The organism is Paenibacillus sp. FSL R7-0198, assembly GCF_038000415.1.
Classification (GTDB): domain Bacteria; phylum Bacillota; class Bacilli; order Paenibacillales; family Paenibacillaceae; genus Paenibacillus.
Window position 1 is genome coordinate 5,361,293 of record NZ_JBBOCB010000001.1, and the last position, 14,105, is coordinate 5,375,397.

The 14,105-nt window shown below is 46.5% G+C and carries 15 protein-coding genes; 8 read left to right on the forward strand and 7 right to left on the reverse strand.

Annotation, left to right across the window (positions count from 1 at the left end):
• Nucleotides 1–291 precede the first annotated feature (291 nt).
• From MKY87_RS23295 to MKY87_RS23330, 8 genes are all read left to right on the forward strand, one after another.
• Complete coding sequence (locus MKY87_RS23295; protein WP_339785414.1) at nucleotides 292–1,233, forward strand: YwqG family protein; 942 nt, start codon at nucleotides 292–294, stop codon at nucleotides 1,231–1,233.
• A 400-nt stretch (nucleotides 1,234–1,633) separates the two neighbouring features.
• Entirely contained in the window at nucleotides 1,634–2,137 is a 504-nt protein-coding gene (locus tag MKY87_RS23300) for a DinB family protein (RefSeq protein ID WP_339785413.1), read from the forward strand.
• 57 nt (nucleotides 2,138–2,194) lie between these two features.
• Nucleotides 2,195–3,151 carry an aminoglycoside phosphotransferase family protein gene (locus MKY87_RS23305; protein ID WP_339785411.1) on the forward strand — a complete coding sequence of 319 codons (957 nt, stop codon included), beginning with the start codon at nucleotides 2,195–2,197 and terminating at the stop codon, nucleotides 3,149–3,151.
• Complete coding sequence (locus MKY87_RS23310) at nucleotides 3,148–3,882, forward strand: response regulator transcription factor (RefSeq protein ID WP_017689932.1); 735 nt, start codon at nucleotides 3,148–3,150, stop codon at nucleotides 3,880–3,882. The genes MKY87_RS23305 and MKY87_RS23310 overlap by 4 nt, the downstream gene beginning before the upstream one ends.
• 55 nt (nucleotides 3,883–3,937) lie before the next feature.
• A complete protein-coding gene (locus MKY87_RS23315) occupies nucleotides 3,938–5,071 on the forward strand; it encodes a sensor histidine kinase (RefSeq protein ID WP_338592375.1) in 1,134 nt (377 codons plus the stop codon).
• 98 nt (nucleotides 5,072–5,169) lie between these two features.
• Entirely contained in the window at nucleotides 5,170–5,865 is a 696-nt protein-coding gene (locus MKY87_RS23320) for a hypothetical protein (protein WP_340966384.1), read from the forward strand.
• Between the two features lie 38 nt (nucleotides 5,866–5,903).
• A complete protein-coding gene (locus tag MKY87_RS23325) occupies nucleotides 5,904–7,772 on the forward strand; it encodes a transglycosylase domain-containing protein (RefSeq protein WP_339785409.1) in 1,869 nt (622 codons plus the stop codon).
• 112 nt (nucleotides 7,773–7,884) lie between these two features.
• Nucleotides 7,885–8,430, forward strand: coding sequence for a DUF2569 domain-containing protein (locus MKY87_RS23330; RefSeq protein WP_339785407.1), 546 nt, complete (start codon nucleotides 7,885–7,887; stop codon nucleotides 8,428–8,430).
• 130 nt (nucleotides 8,431–8,560) lie between these two features.
• Here the strand turns inward: MKY87_RS23330 and MKY87_RS23335 are convergent, their stop codons facing one another.
• The 7 genes from MKY87_RS23335 to MKY87_RS23365 all read right to left on the reverse strand — a co-directional run bounded on the left by MKY87_RS23335 (nucleotide 8,561) and on the right by MKY87_RS23365 (nucleotide 14,075).
• A complete protein-coding gene (locus tag MKY87_RS23335; RefSeq protein WP_339785405.1) occupies nucleotides 8,561–9,019 on the reverse strand; it encodes a threonine/serine exporter family protein in 459 nt (152 codons plus the stop codon).
• 18 nt (nucleotides 9,020–9,037) lie between these two features.
• The gene (locus MKY87_RS23340) at nucleotides 9,038–9,799 is read right to left on the reverse strand and encodes a threonine/serine exporter family protein (RefSeq protein ID WP_339790746.1); all 762 of its coding nucleotides are present in this window, start codon (nucleotides 9,797–9,799) and stop codon (nucleotides 9,038–9,040) included.
• A gap of 235 nt (nucleotides 9,800–10,034) precedes the next feature.
• Nucleotides 10,035–10,340, reverse strand: a complete 306-nt coding sequence (locus MKY87_RS23345) for a hypothetical protein (protein WP_036610673.1) — start codon at nucleotides 10,338–10,340, stop codon at nucleotides 10,035–10,037.
• A 64-nt stretch (nucleotides 10,341–10,404) separates the two neighbouring features.
• Nucleotides 10,405–11,448: a S66 family peptidase gene (locus MKY87_RS23350; RefSeq protein ID WP_339785402.1), complete on the reverse strand. Its 1,044-nt coding sequence runs from the start codon at nucleotides 11,446–11,448 to the stop codon at nucleotides 10,405–10,407.
• Between the two features lie 97 nt (nucleotides 11,449–11,545).
• Complete coding sequence (locus MKY87_RS23355) at nucleotides 11,546–12,865, reverse strand: DUF4179 domain-containing protein (protein WP_339785400.1); 1,320 nt, start codon at nucleotides 12,863–12,865, stop codon at nucleotides 11,546–11,548.
• The gene (locus MKY87_RS23360; protein WP_339785398.1) at nucleotides 12,862–13,377 is read right to left on the reverse strand and encodes a sigma-70 family RNA polymerase sigma factor; all 516 of its coding nucleotides are present in this window, start codon (nucleotides 13,375–13,377) and stop codon (nucleotides 12,862–12,864) included. Before MKY87_RS23360 ends, MKY87_RS23355 begins: the two co-directional genes overlap by 4 nt.
• A gap of 170 nt (nucleotides 13,378–13,547) precedes the next feature.
• Complete coding sequence (locus MKY87_RS23365) at nucleotides 13,548–14,075, reverse strand: ankyrin repeat domain-containing protein (RefSeq protein WP_339785396.1); 528 nt, start codon at nucleotides 14,073–14,075, stop codon at nucleotides 13,548–13,550.
• Between the last annotated feature and the right edge of the window lie 30 nt (nucleotides 14,076–14,105).

Consider the following 14,105-nt stretch of genomic DNA (forward strand, 5'->3'; position numbering starts at 1 on the left):
TTCTATATAAATTGAAATACACATTTACACGAGAACGTAGAGGACAGAAAGAACCTGAAGAAACAAAGAGTTCGCCTTTATCCCCGGATTTTTACCTTTGCAAAGGTGAATCAAAAAAATTCTGGGGATAACAGCGATCGGAAGGTTGTTCTGTCATCGGAGTTGTAAGTGTAAAATATTCTTAAGTTCAATTTATATAGAAGCAGGGAAAGACGTCTGGGCGGAAGAATATACAGGTGTGAACCTGAATATGTCTCAGCATAGGTGTATTGTCAAAAGGAGAGGATCTATATGATTAAGCCAGAACAATGTGAACGTCTGACCAGAAAAGCCCGTAAAACACTTGAGGAATATGGTTTGGGAGTTGCTGCCGATCTGCTGTTGTCCTCAAGCCGCTGGGGAATTCGCCTCGATGTATCCACACTGGACGAATATCGCAGGACAGGAAACTCACGTGTGGGTGGGCATCCGGATTTGCCGAGTCGCATGGAATGGCCCGTAACACAAGAAGGGGTTCCAATGACTTTCCTGGCCCAACTGAACCTGGTGGATTTGTCGCCGTATACGCCGAATGATGGGCGCGGGACTTTGCCTGAACGTGGAATGTTATACTTTTTCATTGGCACGGATGAATCTGCTTGTCCCATTGAACATCGTGTGATTTTTGAACCGAGTTCTCATAACCTAATAAGGCGAGAGCCTGAAGGTGATACCGCGCTGGATGGAGCCCCGTTTGTTGCACATTCGGTGACTGTACTGCCTAATCTGGAGTTTCCTACATATGCATATATAGACGCCAACGCGCTGAATGAGCTCTCGCCGCCTCAGCTTGAGACCGATGAGGCCGAAGCGGAAGTGAGTCTGTATGACCGATACCTTGAGTTCGAGTCGAGCTGGAATCATCCGAGTACGCTGAATTGGGGTGGAATGTTTGGATATCCTGACGGGCAGCATCCGGATGCCGAGTATCGGGCCTTGTTACAGATCGCATTGGGAGAAGAGTACGATTATAATGAGCAGGAGTGTGAGAAGAAGCTGACCAAGCATTACGGCGGTGATGAGGATCGGACATGGCAGGAACTATCCGATACGCTGCTGCTGTTGAAGATAGATACACATGATGCTATTGGTTTCCAATGGTGGGATTGCGGGGAGCTGCAATTTTTCATTCGCAAGTCTGACTTGGAGGCTGGACGATTCGAGCAAACGTATTGTTCGTTATACTCAAGTTGAGCAAAGATTTGAACTCATATAGGCAACAAAATGTCCTGAATCCCGTCTATAAGAAGGAGGAAGGACTTTTTTGTTCGTAGATGTTTATATAAATTGAACTAAAGAATATTTACACTGCACACTCCGATGACAGAACAACCTTCCGATCGCTGTTATCCCCAGATTTTTTTGATTCCTTTTATAAAGGGGAAATCCGGGGATAGCGTATGCTTCCGATGTAGCTTTCTTGCAGAAAGCTTGTAGGCGAACGCGTTGCTTCTTCAGGTCCTTTCTGTCTTCTACGTTATGTATAAATGTTTTGTTCAATTTATATAGATTTGGGGTATATATTAGGGAGGGATATCTTGGTTGATAACCGATCATATGTTCTGTATAATGGGATAAAAAGGAAGTGTATCTGTTGATTCAATCTGCGTTCAAACATATTGACGTGGCCGTAACATCGTTGATTGATATATGTGATCAGTTGTCGGAAGAAGACTTGGCTTTGACTCCAATTGAAGGTAAACGGCCTGTTGGAGAGTTACTAGCCCATCTGTCTGTGATCTGCCGAGCGGATGTTTATATTTCCGAAGGTGCATCGGAGGAAGAGATGGCTCAATTCTATGCAGAGAACCAGGTGCATTCGCTCCCTGAGATCAAGCAGGCACTGATTGATAACCAGATGTATCTATACCAACGTTACAGGCAGTTTAACACGGAAGAGTTACTACATGTGACGGATTCGTACTGGGGAGCTTCCTATAGTCGGCTGGAGTGGTTGCTTGAGATAATGGGGCATGTATATCATCACAGGGGACAATTGTATACGATGCTGACCCTGACGGGCAAAGAACCCCAGTACTTTTTAAATAGAAACAGATCGAATACATATAAGCATGTTATAGGAAGCATCATGGGTTAAAGTGGGAATAGACCGACGATACTACACGTTATACGTGAAATAACGGAGGATTCTGGTATGGAAAGACATAATACATGGAATGCATCGATGGACAATACGTTGATTGACAGGTTAAAACAGATTCCTGAACTTGATCAGGCTACACGGATTGAACCCGTTATGAAGGGGTATTCAGCGGATGCTAAATTCAAAATGTTTGTCCCTGGCCAAGGCCATGTGTTGGTGAGGATATATGATGTTGCTGAGGAATGGATGAAGCAAAGGGAATATCAATGTTTGAAGAGCATGCAACAATTAGGTGTACTGTGTCCAGCAACGTTGGGCACAGGTAGATTGGATGAGAAGAACGGATATATGATTCTTAGCTACATTGAAGGCGAAGATGCTTCCGAGAGACTGCCTCAACTGAATGAACAGCAACAGTGGGCGGTTGGCTTTGAAGCAGGAGCGCAGCTACAACTGATTCACAAGTTGCCGATGGAGGAACAGACCGAATCATGGTACATACGCAAGAGCACGAAGCATCAACGTTACGTAGAGCGTTATAAACAGTGCCCGATCGTGATGAAAGAGGATCAGGCCATTCTAACGTTTATTGCAGACCATCTCGGTTGGATGAAAAATCGTCCAGATGGATTTCAACATGATGACTTCCACCCGAGCAATCTTGTCGTTAAGCAGGATAAGCTCGCAGGAGTGATTGATTTTAATCGTTATGATCAAGGGGATCCCATTCATGAATTTTTGAAGCTGGGTTTGTTTGCTTCGGAGATCAGTATTCCATATTCCATAGGTCAGATTCAGGGCTATTTCGATGGCAATGAACCGGATGAGTTATTCTGGAGATTGTATTCACTGTATACGGCTATGGCGCTGGTGTCTTCTGTGGTGTGGATTCAGCAGGTGAAGCCGGAAGAGACACATGAGATGATGACCAAGATCGAGCGTGTCCGTGAAGATCACGATGATTTTCGCAGTTTCATCCCTCGGTGGTATACTTTGAACAGATCATGAATTATGGAAGGGAAAGGAATAATGCCGTGGCACAGCCAGCAACCATTCTGCTTGTGGATGATGAGCAGGAGATTATTAAACTGATGGAAATTTATTTTGGCAACGAGGGTTATCGGATTCTCACTGCGAATGATGGGCTTGAAGCACTGGAACAATTGAAAAAAGAGTCGATTGATCTTATTATTCTGGATGTTATGATGCCAAATATGGACGGAATCGAAGCTTGTATGAAAATTAGGGAAGAGCAGAAAATGCCGATTATTATGCTGTCCGCCAAAAGTATGGATATGGATAAAATTACAGGGCTAAGCATCGGTGCTGATGATTATGTGACCAAGCCATTTAACCCGCTTGAACTTGTGGCACGGGCCAAATCTCAGCTGCGCAGGTATCATACCTTCAATGAAGGTCGGGAGAACAAAGAGCACGAGTGGGTTATTGATGATCTGGTCATTAATACCGATACACATGAAGTTTGGGTGGATGAGCAGCCGGTTCGTCTGACTCCGCGTGAATTTGCTGTTCTTGAATTACTGGCTCGCCACCAAGGTTCAGTACTCAGTATGGAACAGATCTATCGTCAGGTCTGGAAGGAAGAATTCATGGAGTCGAATAATACTGTCATGGTACATATTCGCAAGATTCGTGAGAAGATTGAACTCGACAGCAAACATCCCAAGTTCATTCAGACCGTATGGGGTGTGGGTTACAAGATGATCAAACCGCAATAAACATGTACATCCACAGGATGTCATGTGACATGAACACATTCAGGGAGTTCCTATTATGAATTCAAAGTTGATTAATACAGTCCGATGGAAATTTATCTATGCATTTTTGCTGAGTGGCATATTAACTGCAGTTATTTTGTACGGAGGTAGTCAGGTGGGGCAGACCATCCTGGAAGCTCAGACGTATCCGGATTATTCCATTCCGGCCCAAGGGATCAGGTGGTTGGTGAATAATATTGGTTCAGTGCCTTTGATGATTGTGGTAGGCGTGCTCAGTTTTGTGCTGTTTTTTTTCCTGTTCTCTCGCAAGGTGATGCGAGTTCTGGATGAAATTACGGCAGGAATTCAGGAAGTTGCCAAAGGAGAGCTGTCCCATCGCATCGAAGTGAAGACCTCGGATGAATTCGGAGTGGTTGCTGCAAGCATTAATCAGATGGCTGAACAATTGCAGTTATCACTTCAGGAAGAGCGTAATGCAGTTGCTGCCAAAAACGACCTGATTACGGGGATATCACATGATCTGAGAACACCACTCACTTCTATTCTGGGATTTCTGGAGTACATTGAGAAGGATCGCTACCAGGATGAGATTGAGATGCGCTATTACGTTAGCATCGCCTATGAGAAATCCCTGACTCTTCGCAAGCTGATTGATGACTTATTCGAATATACGCGTGTGAGTGGCGGGAGTCTTCCGTTATCTTTGCAAGCGTTGAACCTGAATTCGTTTCTAATGCAGCTGGCTGAAGAGTTTGCTCCCATGCTGGAGGATGCTGGCATGACCTACAAGATCATTGGCGGGCAAGAGCCACTATGGATACAAGCTGCTCCTGGGGAGCTTGTACGAGCATATGAGAATCTGTTCAGCAATGCCATTCGGTATGGTTCGCAAGGTAAACTAATGGAGATTGGGCTGGCCCTTGAAGGTGAAGAGGCTGTAGTCCGCATCAGTAATTATGGTGAACCGATTCCGGCACAAGATCTGCCACATCTGTTTGATCGATTCTATCGTGTGGATAAATCGCGTTCCCGTGAAACGGGAGGTACGGGTCTCGGCCTGGCGATTGCCAAATCGATGATTGAATTACATCGAGGAAGTATCGTTGCCTACAGTGAAAATGGCAGAACGGATTTTGTTACCCGATTCCCTGTAACTGCTGCTCCGCCAAGTAATTACGAAGAGCAGTAATAATTAAGAATTTGGTAAGAAGTTAACTACTTCCTTATTAAGAAATATTCGGTATGCTACCTCTATTACTTATTGTTGTATAGAGGAGGATACCGAATATGAAGACCCGATTCAGTACTGTAAGATTAAGATACATATACATTGGAGGAGCAAGCGCGTTACTGAGCGCAGCGCTCCTTTTTGTCGTTTATCATGTGCTGCGATTTGCGCATAACCATGTCCTTCCTGATACAGCATGGATAACGCGTATGATGAACTGGGGAATCAACCATATCGGAACAAAGCCGTTTTTCATCTTCATTGGTGGAGCCGTATTTGCGATCTTTTTCTGGATTCGATCCCAGAAGATTGCGGAAGATCTCAGTCAACTTGCGCGCGGAACAGCCGAACTTGCATTGGGCCACCATCCTGGAAGAATTGATGTTCTCAGTGGTGGTGAACTACGACAAATTGCTGCCAATCTGAATACGATTGCTATTCTCCTTCATGAGGATGGGCTGAGCATATCAGAACCGAAACAGGAGAGAAGAGAGATAGAGGGAGCGTCTATTAAGCATGAGCAACCCGGACTTCAGCAACATATTGCAGAAGACAAGGAGAATGCTGAAACTAGTTCTACACAGGTGGACTTACCGATAAAACTTACTCTCTACGGTATTCAATCTTCTCTGGATGAGATCATCCAAGGGCGGTGCCAGGACGAGGTGGAAGTTCAGCATTGGGTCAAGTTCGCGTATGAACAGACATTGCTGCTTCAACATGCTCTGGAGATTACACAACGAGATAGACAGTAACACGAAGTTTCAATGGAACGGGTACACAAGGAGCCTGAATGTTGAAGCGCGGGAGCAAGCGATGGATTTATACCGTATTTGATACAGCAGTGGTTGTCGTTTTGATGTTGGCCTTTTTCTATCTCTATCTGATTACTTATGGCGAAGGAATGATTCGAAATCATCCAGAGGCCATGCAGGTGGCCTCTTCAACCTTTATTACGAATGCAGAGGGGACCGAAATTTCGAGGTTGCATACGCAGACCAAAGGGGTTTCCGAATATGCTGACCTGAGCGCCATGCCAGATTTATTAAAGATGGCTTTTTTGGCTACAGAAGATCGACGTTTCTACAACCATGATGGACTGGATTTCATCGGTCTCGGCAGGGCCATAGTGCAAGATATTATACATATGAATCTGAGTCAGGGAGGAAGCTCCATCACGCAGCAACTGGCAAGAAATCTGTACTTGAATGGGGATAAAACGTTGAGTCGAAAGGTGAATGAGATGTCCATTGCAATGGCTCTTGAGAAGAAATACAGCAAGGATGAAATTCTGGAAATGTATCTGAATCAGATCTACATGGGACGCCAGCAGTATGGTGTAAAGGCGGCAGCCTGGCGGTATTTCGGAATTAAGGATATGCACCAGTTGGAACTATGGCAGATTGCTACATTGGCCGGAATGCCAAAAGGTCCATCCATATACAATCCAGTAGATCATCCTGAACTTTCCAAACAAAGACGTGCCGTTATCCTTGGACTAATGCATGAACAGGGACTAATTACACGAAAGCAGATGCTCAAAGCCCGTGACGTCGATTTCACGCCGCCTGAAACCGTATTGAATGCAACAACTTCACCGGGCTTGAGCAAGCCCGCATATGTGTCTGCCGTGGATGCTGTGATTCAGGAGGCTTCTCGGCTCACAGGTAAAAGTGAAGCGGAGATTCAATCGGCAGGTTGGGTTATTCAAACCGGGCTAGACCAGCAGGCACAACTGGCGATGGAAGAAACATTTGCAGACAATACCCGATTCCACGATGATCGCCAAGACGAGCAGGTCCAGGCAAGTATGGTTATTATCGACCAGCATAACGGTGAAGTAAAAGCGATGATGGGTGGGCGTAATCCCTTAAAAGGTGGTATCAACCGAGCGATTATGGATGCACGGCAGCCAGGCTCTTCTTTTAAACCAATTATTGCATATGGCCCTGCTTTGGAGTCGGGGAAGTTCAAGCCAGAGAGCATACTACCGGATAAACGCATGAGTTATGGCAACTATCACCCCAGCAATCTGGGTGGGCGTTACAGTGGTTCAATATCCATGTCCCAAGCCCTGCAAAAGTCCATCAATGCCCCAGCCGTATGGCTGCTTCATGAGACAGGGCTAAACGATGCACATCAATTTGCGGCACGACTCGGTATTGAACTGGGGAAAGAAGATCTAAACCTCTCGATTGCTTTGGGAGGTGTGCATCAGGGGGTGTCACCAATGAAGATGGCTCAGGCCTATACCGTGTTTGCGAATAATGGTAAGTTGAATACAGCCCATCTGATACGCAAGATTACAGATTCCCGTGGACGAACAATATATGCTCATAAGTCGGAAAATAAGCAGGTAATCTCCTCGAGCACGGCGAATGCCATGACCAGAATGCTGCAAAATGTAGTCAGTCAGGGGACAGGAAGTCGTGCACAGTTAGGTCAACACAAGGTAGCAGGTAAAACGGGAACAACACAGGCTGCATTACCTGGTGTGGGAAGAGAGGCCAATCGGGATCTGTGGTTTGTGGGCTATACGAGTAACTGGACTGCGGCGGTTTGGATGGGATTTGATCATACGGATGCAAAACATTATATGAGGTCAGGAAGTGGTGTTGCAGCGGAGTTGTTTGCAACGGTAATGAGACGTGCTACCCAATAGAATGCAAGAGAGAGAGACTATAGTCCAGTCGGTTCTTTCCTTCTCTTGGATAACACAGTATGTAGCCTCTAATGTATAATATGTGTCTAATCTATCGTAAACGGAGGCTGAAATGAACTATAAATATAGGAACTCGGATACAGATACAAGCTCGCTGCAGCCTAAAAGTGGTATCAGACCGGAACGGCCTGGCATCTCCGGATTAGGCGGATGGCTAATTTTAATTCAGATTGGCCTGTGGGTCTCACTGGCGCTTCTGATCGCGGATATGTCGCAGGTAAATGTCATTTTGGATCCGGTAAGATGGGAGGGTGTCCGCGGTGTCGACTCGGAACTTTATACTGAGGGAATACGCCCGCTCCTTTGGTTCGGGGTCATAAGCAGCGTCATTTTACTAATGATTGTTATCGTGAATCTCGTATTGTTGTATAAGAAAAAGAAACAGTTTCCACGCATGATGATTGTGCTGTGCATTGTGAATGTATTCATTGGAATCATGACATGGATTATGATCGCACGAATTGAGATTCCGAGAGAACAGCATGTGCTCGATCCAACATCAGCATTTAATTTGACGATACGATCCATTCTGACGTGCTGTATCTTCATTCCATATTTCCTGAGGTCGGTACGTGTGAAGAATACGTTTGTGAAGTAAATAGACTTCTTTGATTGTCTCACTGCACTATAGTGCTCTATAGGATAGTGATACGTAAGGCCCGTAGATATACAAGATTTTATCCTGTATGCTAACGGGCCATAAGTGTGCTGATATGTGAAAAGAATAATCATTTCGATGATGATTTTGCCCGCAGTGAGGCGGGAATTCGGCGTATCATCTGGTTTAATACCTCGGAGAGCACAAGGCCTACGGCAATAGCGCCGGATAACATGAGTGCTTTGGCGGCCATCTCCATAGCGGCACTGTAGTCATTTTGCACAAAACTTCGCATCGCATTATACGCCAGTCCACCAGGAACCAGAGGAATGATGCCTGCAACGCTAAAGATGATGACGGGTGCGCGAAACATGCGAGAGAATATCTGGCTGATGACACCTACGGCTATGGTCGCTGCAAGTGTAGCAGGCACCGCATCCGCTGCATATTCAAGTACGATATAGATAATCCAGCCGATCATGCCGACAAATCCACCGTGTAGCAGCATGCGCCGGGGTGCGTTGAAGATGATCCCAAACGCGGCTGAGGCGACAAAACTGGTTAAGGCTTGTTCAATAAAATGGAGCATATCCTGCATTCCTCCGTCTTACATAAAAAGTGAAAATACAACTGCAATACCGGTACCTATGGCAAAGGCAGTCAGAAATGCCTCGGCTCCCTTGGATAATCCGGATACGAGATGTCCGGCCATCAGGTCGCGTACAGCATTGGTAATCAGCAGCCCCGGAACCAGCGGCATCACCGAACCAATAATGATTTTGTCCCGTTCATGACCCACTCCCATATAGATCAGGAGAAAAGCGAGTATGCCAATAACAAAGGATGCCGTAAGCTCGGCAAAAAATTTGACCCGTACCAACCGGTGAAAGGCAATAACGGCTGCATAACCTATGCCCCCACAGATCAGCGCCGGAAGAAAGTCGCTCCAACCTCCGCCAAACATAATGGTAAAACAACCACTGGATAACGCCGCGGCCGTAAGCTGCACAGCCGTTGAATAGGAGGAGGGCTTACCTTCGATCTGTACCAACAGATCATGGGCTTCCTGAGCGGATAGCTCACCTTGTCCAATGCGGCGGGAGACCGCATTCACCTCGGACACCTTGTCCAGATCCGTTGTACGCTCAGAGATGCGAATCAGCTTGGCGGGTTCGGTTGCATCAACAGAGAAGAAGATGCCTGTCGGAACAACGTAGCTGTGCGAATGGGGTAAACCCAGCGCCGCCGCCATACGTTTCATCGTATCTTCCACACGGTAGGTTTCACCACCGCTTTGCAGCATGATTTTGCCTGCGAGCAGACAGATGGCAATCACGCGGGATTGTTCAGTAGGGTTGCTGCCAATCATACCCGTCTCGACTTGTGATACGGGTGATGAATCATGACGTATGTATTCCAACCGGATCAAGCTCCGTTTCATATGAGATATGGGGTGGTGCGACACCATTGTATCATATTTCACACGCTCGCAAGGAATCATGCCGCACCATAGCCGAGACCATAAAAAAGCTTCGTTCCCAAGACTTGAAGATCTCAGGAGCGAAGCTTCTTGGAACAGGTGCGGATATAGAAGTACAATGCCACTACATCAACAGTGTGATAACCAACAATTCATACAGCACAAGCGGCAAAATCGTTGGTCCAAACAAGGCACGCGGTTCAGGATATCCATGCATCGGGGTGACCTGGAGATACAAAATCCCCCGGTCTGCACTGATGATGACACCTTCCCACACTTGCCCATCGATATTCTGGACTTGTACCTTCTTGCCTATATGCTGCCGAGCTGTATGATGAAGCATATTCCGCACACTTTGCACGGATTGAAGCATCGGTTGATTGGCTTGATACACGACACGCGTGGATGGCGTGGATGTGGATTCAGACATGATGCACAACCCTTCCTCAAAATAAGTTCTTACTTCAAGGTATGCATCTGCCTATAAAAGGTGATTACACAAACGCCATCTCAAGGCTCCCGCGTCCATTTTCATAAGCGACTTTGCCTAATGCTCCATTCACAAAGGTGAGCTGGGGCGGAACATGGCCGAGATCCACATCGTACAGTACAGGGACATCCAGATCCCCAAGTGCAGAGGATAGGGCATCGGCAAAATTGAAATCGGCTGTATCGGAATAACCCGCAGGTCGGCCGAACATGAAGCCTTTCACACCTGCAAACCAGCCGGCCTGTCTCATCTGCCACAGATGACGGTAGATATCCCCCGCATTCATCTCACAGCTCTCCAGATACCAGATCGTTCCTTCGTCTGCACAGTACTGATCCAGATACGATTGGACGGGTGCGTATGGCGTACCAATCAGACTAGTGATCGTATCCATACAGCCACCGATCAGCCGACCAGAGAACGACACAGCGGTATCTGCATCTTCTGAGTGGGCGAGCTGTTTCCATTGCGAAGGTGTGTCCAGATTAAATCCAGGCAGTTCCATTTTCCATGCCGATTGATAGTGTGTGGAAGACGATTGAGTGATCTGTCCGCCGTATTTGGTCTGTAAAACATCAATCCAGCGCGCAGTCACCGGATCGAGAGAGCTTGATCTTAGATCAACATAATTGGTGCCGTGCGCTGTCGCTGTGCCGGTGAGCAGGGTGTATGCGAACAGGAAGGTACTGATATCCGAGTATCCCATGACCCATTTGGGCGGCAAGGTTTTCAAAGCTTCCCAATCCAGCAGGGGCAGGATATCCATAAGAAACTCTCCACCCCATGGAGGGATAATGGCCTGAATATTAGGATTGCGAAAAAATTCATTCATCTCTTCGGCGCGTTCCTCTTTGGAGGCACTCACGCATTTGGTGTTATGACGTAGAGAGGGGCTTTCCATCACGCCAAAACCCAGGCGCTCCATATTGCGTTTGCTCTCCTCAAGATAATGGTGCAGGGATTCACCTACACCGCTGGAGGGGGCTGCCACACCGATGGTATTACCCGGAGCGAGTGGCTCCGGGTAACGGATCGAACGTTGATTCATTGTGGAAACACCCTTTCTTGTGAATATATCGATTTAATGTAGATGTTTAATATTATCATTATAGTGCATGACTACGATTATGGCTGTTACATTATATTTAGGGAGTCACAGGAATTTCAATAGAGAACGGTGAACGAATTTGATCAGGGTAAGAGAATATTTCCATGGTCAGATTTCCTTTGGCCGCGGCTCCATTTTTAATGACAACTCTTGCTTCAAAGACGGAAGGGCTCCAGCTTACTTCATTAATGTCGAAAGGGTTTCCTTTACTGTCCTCTATATTGGTAAATGATAGCCCTGAAGTAGCATTTTGAGCATCTGCAATTGAAAACTCGAGGATCAGATTTTTGCCTTGGACCGTGCTTTGCAGCAATTTCAAACTCGATGGACCGCCTTGTATTTCACCTGAAGAGGGATCGAAGATGATAACCAGTTCATCCTGATCCACTGCTGAAAGGCCAGACCCTTGCAAAGTCAATTTTTTCGGAGTGGAGAAGTACATGCTTTCGAAAAAGACGGAACTTCCAGAGCCTCCGATGGAAGATGAATCGGTTCTCCATGCTCGGCCTTGCTCATCTACCAAGTGCAGATCACGAATGCCGAAGATTTTTTTGGTGTTGTTCCGATCATATTCGATATCAAGTACAAGACGAGTGGGATACAGAACGGCCTGTTTCACATGGATACGCTGTCCGTCCACGTTCATAGTTTGGTTTACGGGAATGATTTTTTTCATGCCTTTTGTTAAGTTGTGATCCACAGGGAAGGTGACTTTCCACTTATTATTCGGTTCCTTACCTCGTTCCTTAAATACAACGGTCAGCTCTTGTGGCGGTAAAGATTCTGTGAATGAGACATCGATTTTGTCCTCGTAAACGCCACTTTCTGAAGCCGGCTTAGGAGAGGAATAACTAAATCCAACCGGAAGATCTTTACCGTTCTCATCCAACAAATCGATATCATATCCACCCTTCTCCGGATCTTTCATGCCTTTCATTGTGTAAAAAATGACCATACGTGACTCGTCTGTAATAATGCCTTCAACGGTCAAGGAAGTACCATCATGCTCGTCAGTGACACCGACCTGCTGTAAGAGGGACTTATCGATGGCCATCATTAATCCTTTGTCCTGGCGAATCATACTCACAATGCCTTCCATTCCCGGCAATTGCTCCACCAAGGACGCAAAAGCGGGAGAGACACGGATACATCCGGTAAACAGCAGGATGAGGGCCGCTGCCGAGATGGAGCTCATATACCAGCGCAGCCTGGACTTGCGTTTGCGGGCCGCCTGGCGAATTCCCGCTTGCACAGCTTGGTAGGCGGCAGTATCCGGTACAGGCATGGTTTCGTATTCTGTTTTGCGAGCATTCAGCCGTTCCTCCAATGCGTCAAATGATCTTTGTTCATCCGTCATGAGGATGCATCTCCTTTCGTTTCAAGTTGATCACGGAGCTGTCCGAGTGCCCGATGTAATCGGGATTTTACGGTTCCGGTCGGGATGTCGAGAATATCGGCAACTTCAGTTAAGGAGAACCCTTCGAAATAACTCAGAATAATAATATGTTTGCAATCCCGGTCAAGGGTGGATACGGCCGCAGCAAGATCGGGGTCCGCAGGACGATCCCAGCTGCTGGATTCATGAATCTCGGTGACGGGACTGAACCGACTTTTGCGTTTGCGTTCGTCCGCACAGTAGTTGAGCAGAATGCGGATGAGCCAAGTGCCAAAGTAGGAGGGCTGTTTTAATTTTTTGAGTTTATGGAACGCCCTAAACGTTGATTCCTGAATCGCTTCGAGCGCATCACCTTCGTTATGCAAATAGGCATAGGCGATACGGTACATTCGGCTCTGATGTAATTCCATTAAGGCTGCAAAAGCCTCGGCATCCCCTTTTTGTGCGGCGATGATGAGCTGAATAGGGGTCACATGGCTCCTCCTTTCATGGATATGTTGAGTATTAGACCGTGTAAGGCTCCAAACGGTTCTTATTTTCTAAAAAAAATGTAATCGAACAACAAATAACCGTCAGTACTTCTCTTTGTACTCCAAAAAGAGTCCTGACGGTTATTCACGGTATTGCTCACGTTATCTAATCATTATTGCTGTTGCGCCGTTACGGCTGCTCGCAGACATGAAGCTGTAGACGTGTTGCCACGTTCAAGTGAAATATCCAGTGCGGTCTGCCCCACTGAGTTTAGCACGTTTGGATCAGCTCCATGCTGAAGTAACATCTCGATAAGTTCGATCTGATCCGTATGAAATGCTGCCGAGTGCAAAACATATTGTCCATCACTATCTAGAATACTCGTGGATGCTCCATGCTCGAGTAAAAGTTGGATAACTTCTGGCGAACGTTCTCCAGCAAGAGCGGCATGCAGTGCAGTATTGGATGGAATAAAGGAAACCTTGGAATGAGAAAGGGCGTTAACATCCGCTCCATGCTCCAGAAGAAGACGAACTGCTCCTGCTTGTCCATAATGAGAGGCATATCCCAGCGGAGTTAACCCGTCCTGATTTTCAGTATTGGTGAGTTCCGGGTGAGAAGTGAGCAGTAATTGCAGGTTGGCCAAATCTCCAGACTGAGCAGCCTGAAATAGTTGATTCATCTGTTCTGCATGTTTCATAAGGAATACCTCCATCTGATGAGATAATTT

What these genes read in the sequence shown, in the direction of transcription:
- MKY87_RS23295 (WP_339785414.1), top strand. Translation starts at nt 292, where the DNA reads ATGATTAAGCCAGAACAATGTGAACGTCTGACCAGAAAAGCCCGTAAA.
- MKY87_RS23305 (WP_339785411.1), top strand. Translation starts at nt 2,195, where the DNA reads ATGGAAAGACATAATACATGGAATGCATCGATGGACAATACGTTGATT.
- MKY87_RS23310 (WP_017689932.1), top strand. Translation starts at nt 3,148, where the DNA reads ATGAATTATGGAAGGGAAAGGAATAATGCCGTGGCACAGCCAGCAACC.
- MKY87_RS23315 (WP_338592375.1), top strand. Translation starts at nt 3,938, where the DNA reads ATGAATTCAAAGTTGATTAATACAGTCCGATGGAAATTTATCTATGCA.
- MKY87_RS23320 (WP_340966384.1), top strand. Translation starts at nt 5,170, where the DNA reads ATGAAGACCCGATTCAGTACTGTAAGATTAAGATACATATACATTGGA.
- MKY87_RS23325 (WP_339785409.1), top strand. Translation starts at nt 5,904, where the DNA reads ATGTTGAAGCGCGGGAGCAAGCGATGGATTTATACCGTATTTGATACA.
- MKY87_RS23330 (WP_339785407.1), top strand. Translation starts at nt 7,885, where the DNA reads ATGAACTATAAATATAGGAACTCGGATACAGATACAAGCTCGCTGCAG.
- MKY87_RS23335 (WP_339785405.1), bottom strand. Translation starts at nt 9,019, where the DNA reads ATGCTCCATTTTATTGAACAAGCCTTAACCAGTTTTGTCGCCTCAGCC.
- MKY87_RS23340 (WP_339790746.1), bottom strand. Translation starts at nt 9,799, where the DNA reads ATGATTGGCAGCAACCCTACTGAACAATCCCGCGTGATTGCCATCTGT.
- MKY87_RS23345 (WP_036610673.1), bottom strand. Translation starts at nt 10,340, where the DNA reads ATGTCTGAATCCACATCCACGCCATCCACGCGTGTCGTGTATCAAGCC.
- MKY87_RS23350 (WP_339785402.1), bottom strand. Translation starts at nt 11,448, where the DNA reads ATGAATCAACGTTCGATCCGTTACCCGGAGCCACTCGCTCCGGGTAAT.
- MKY87_RS23355 (WP_339785400.1), bottom strand. Translation starts at nt 12,865, where the DNA reads ATGACGGATGAACAAAGATCATTTGACGCATTGGAGGAACGGCTGAAT.
- MKY87_RS23365 (WP_339785396.1), bottom strand. Translation starts at nt 14,075, where the DNA reads ATGAAACATGCAGAACAGATGAATCAACTATTTCAGGCTGCTCAGTCT.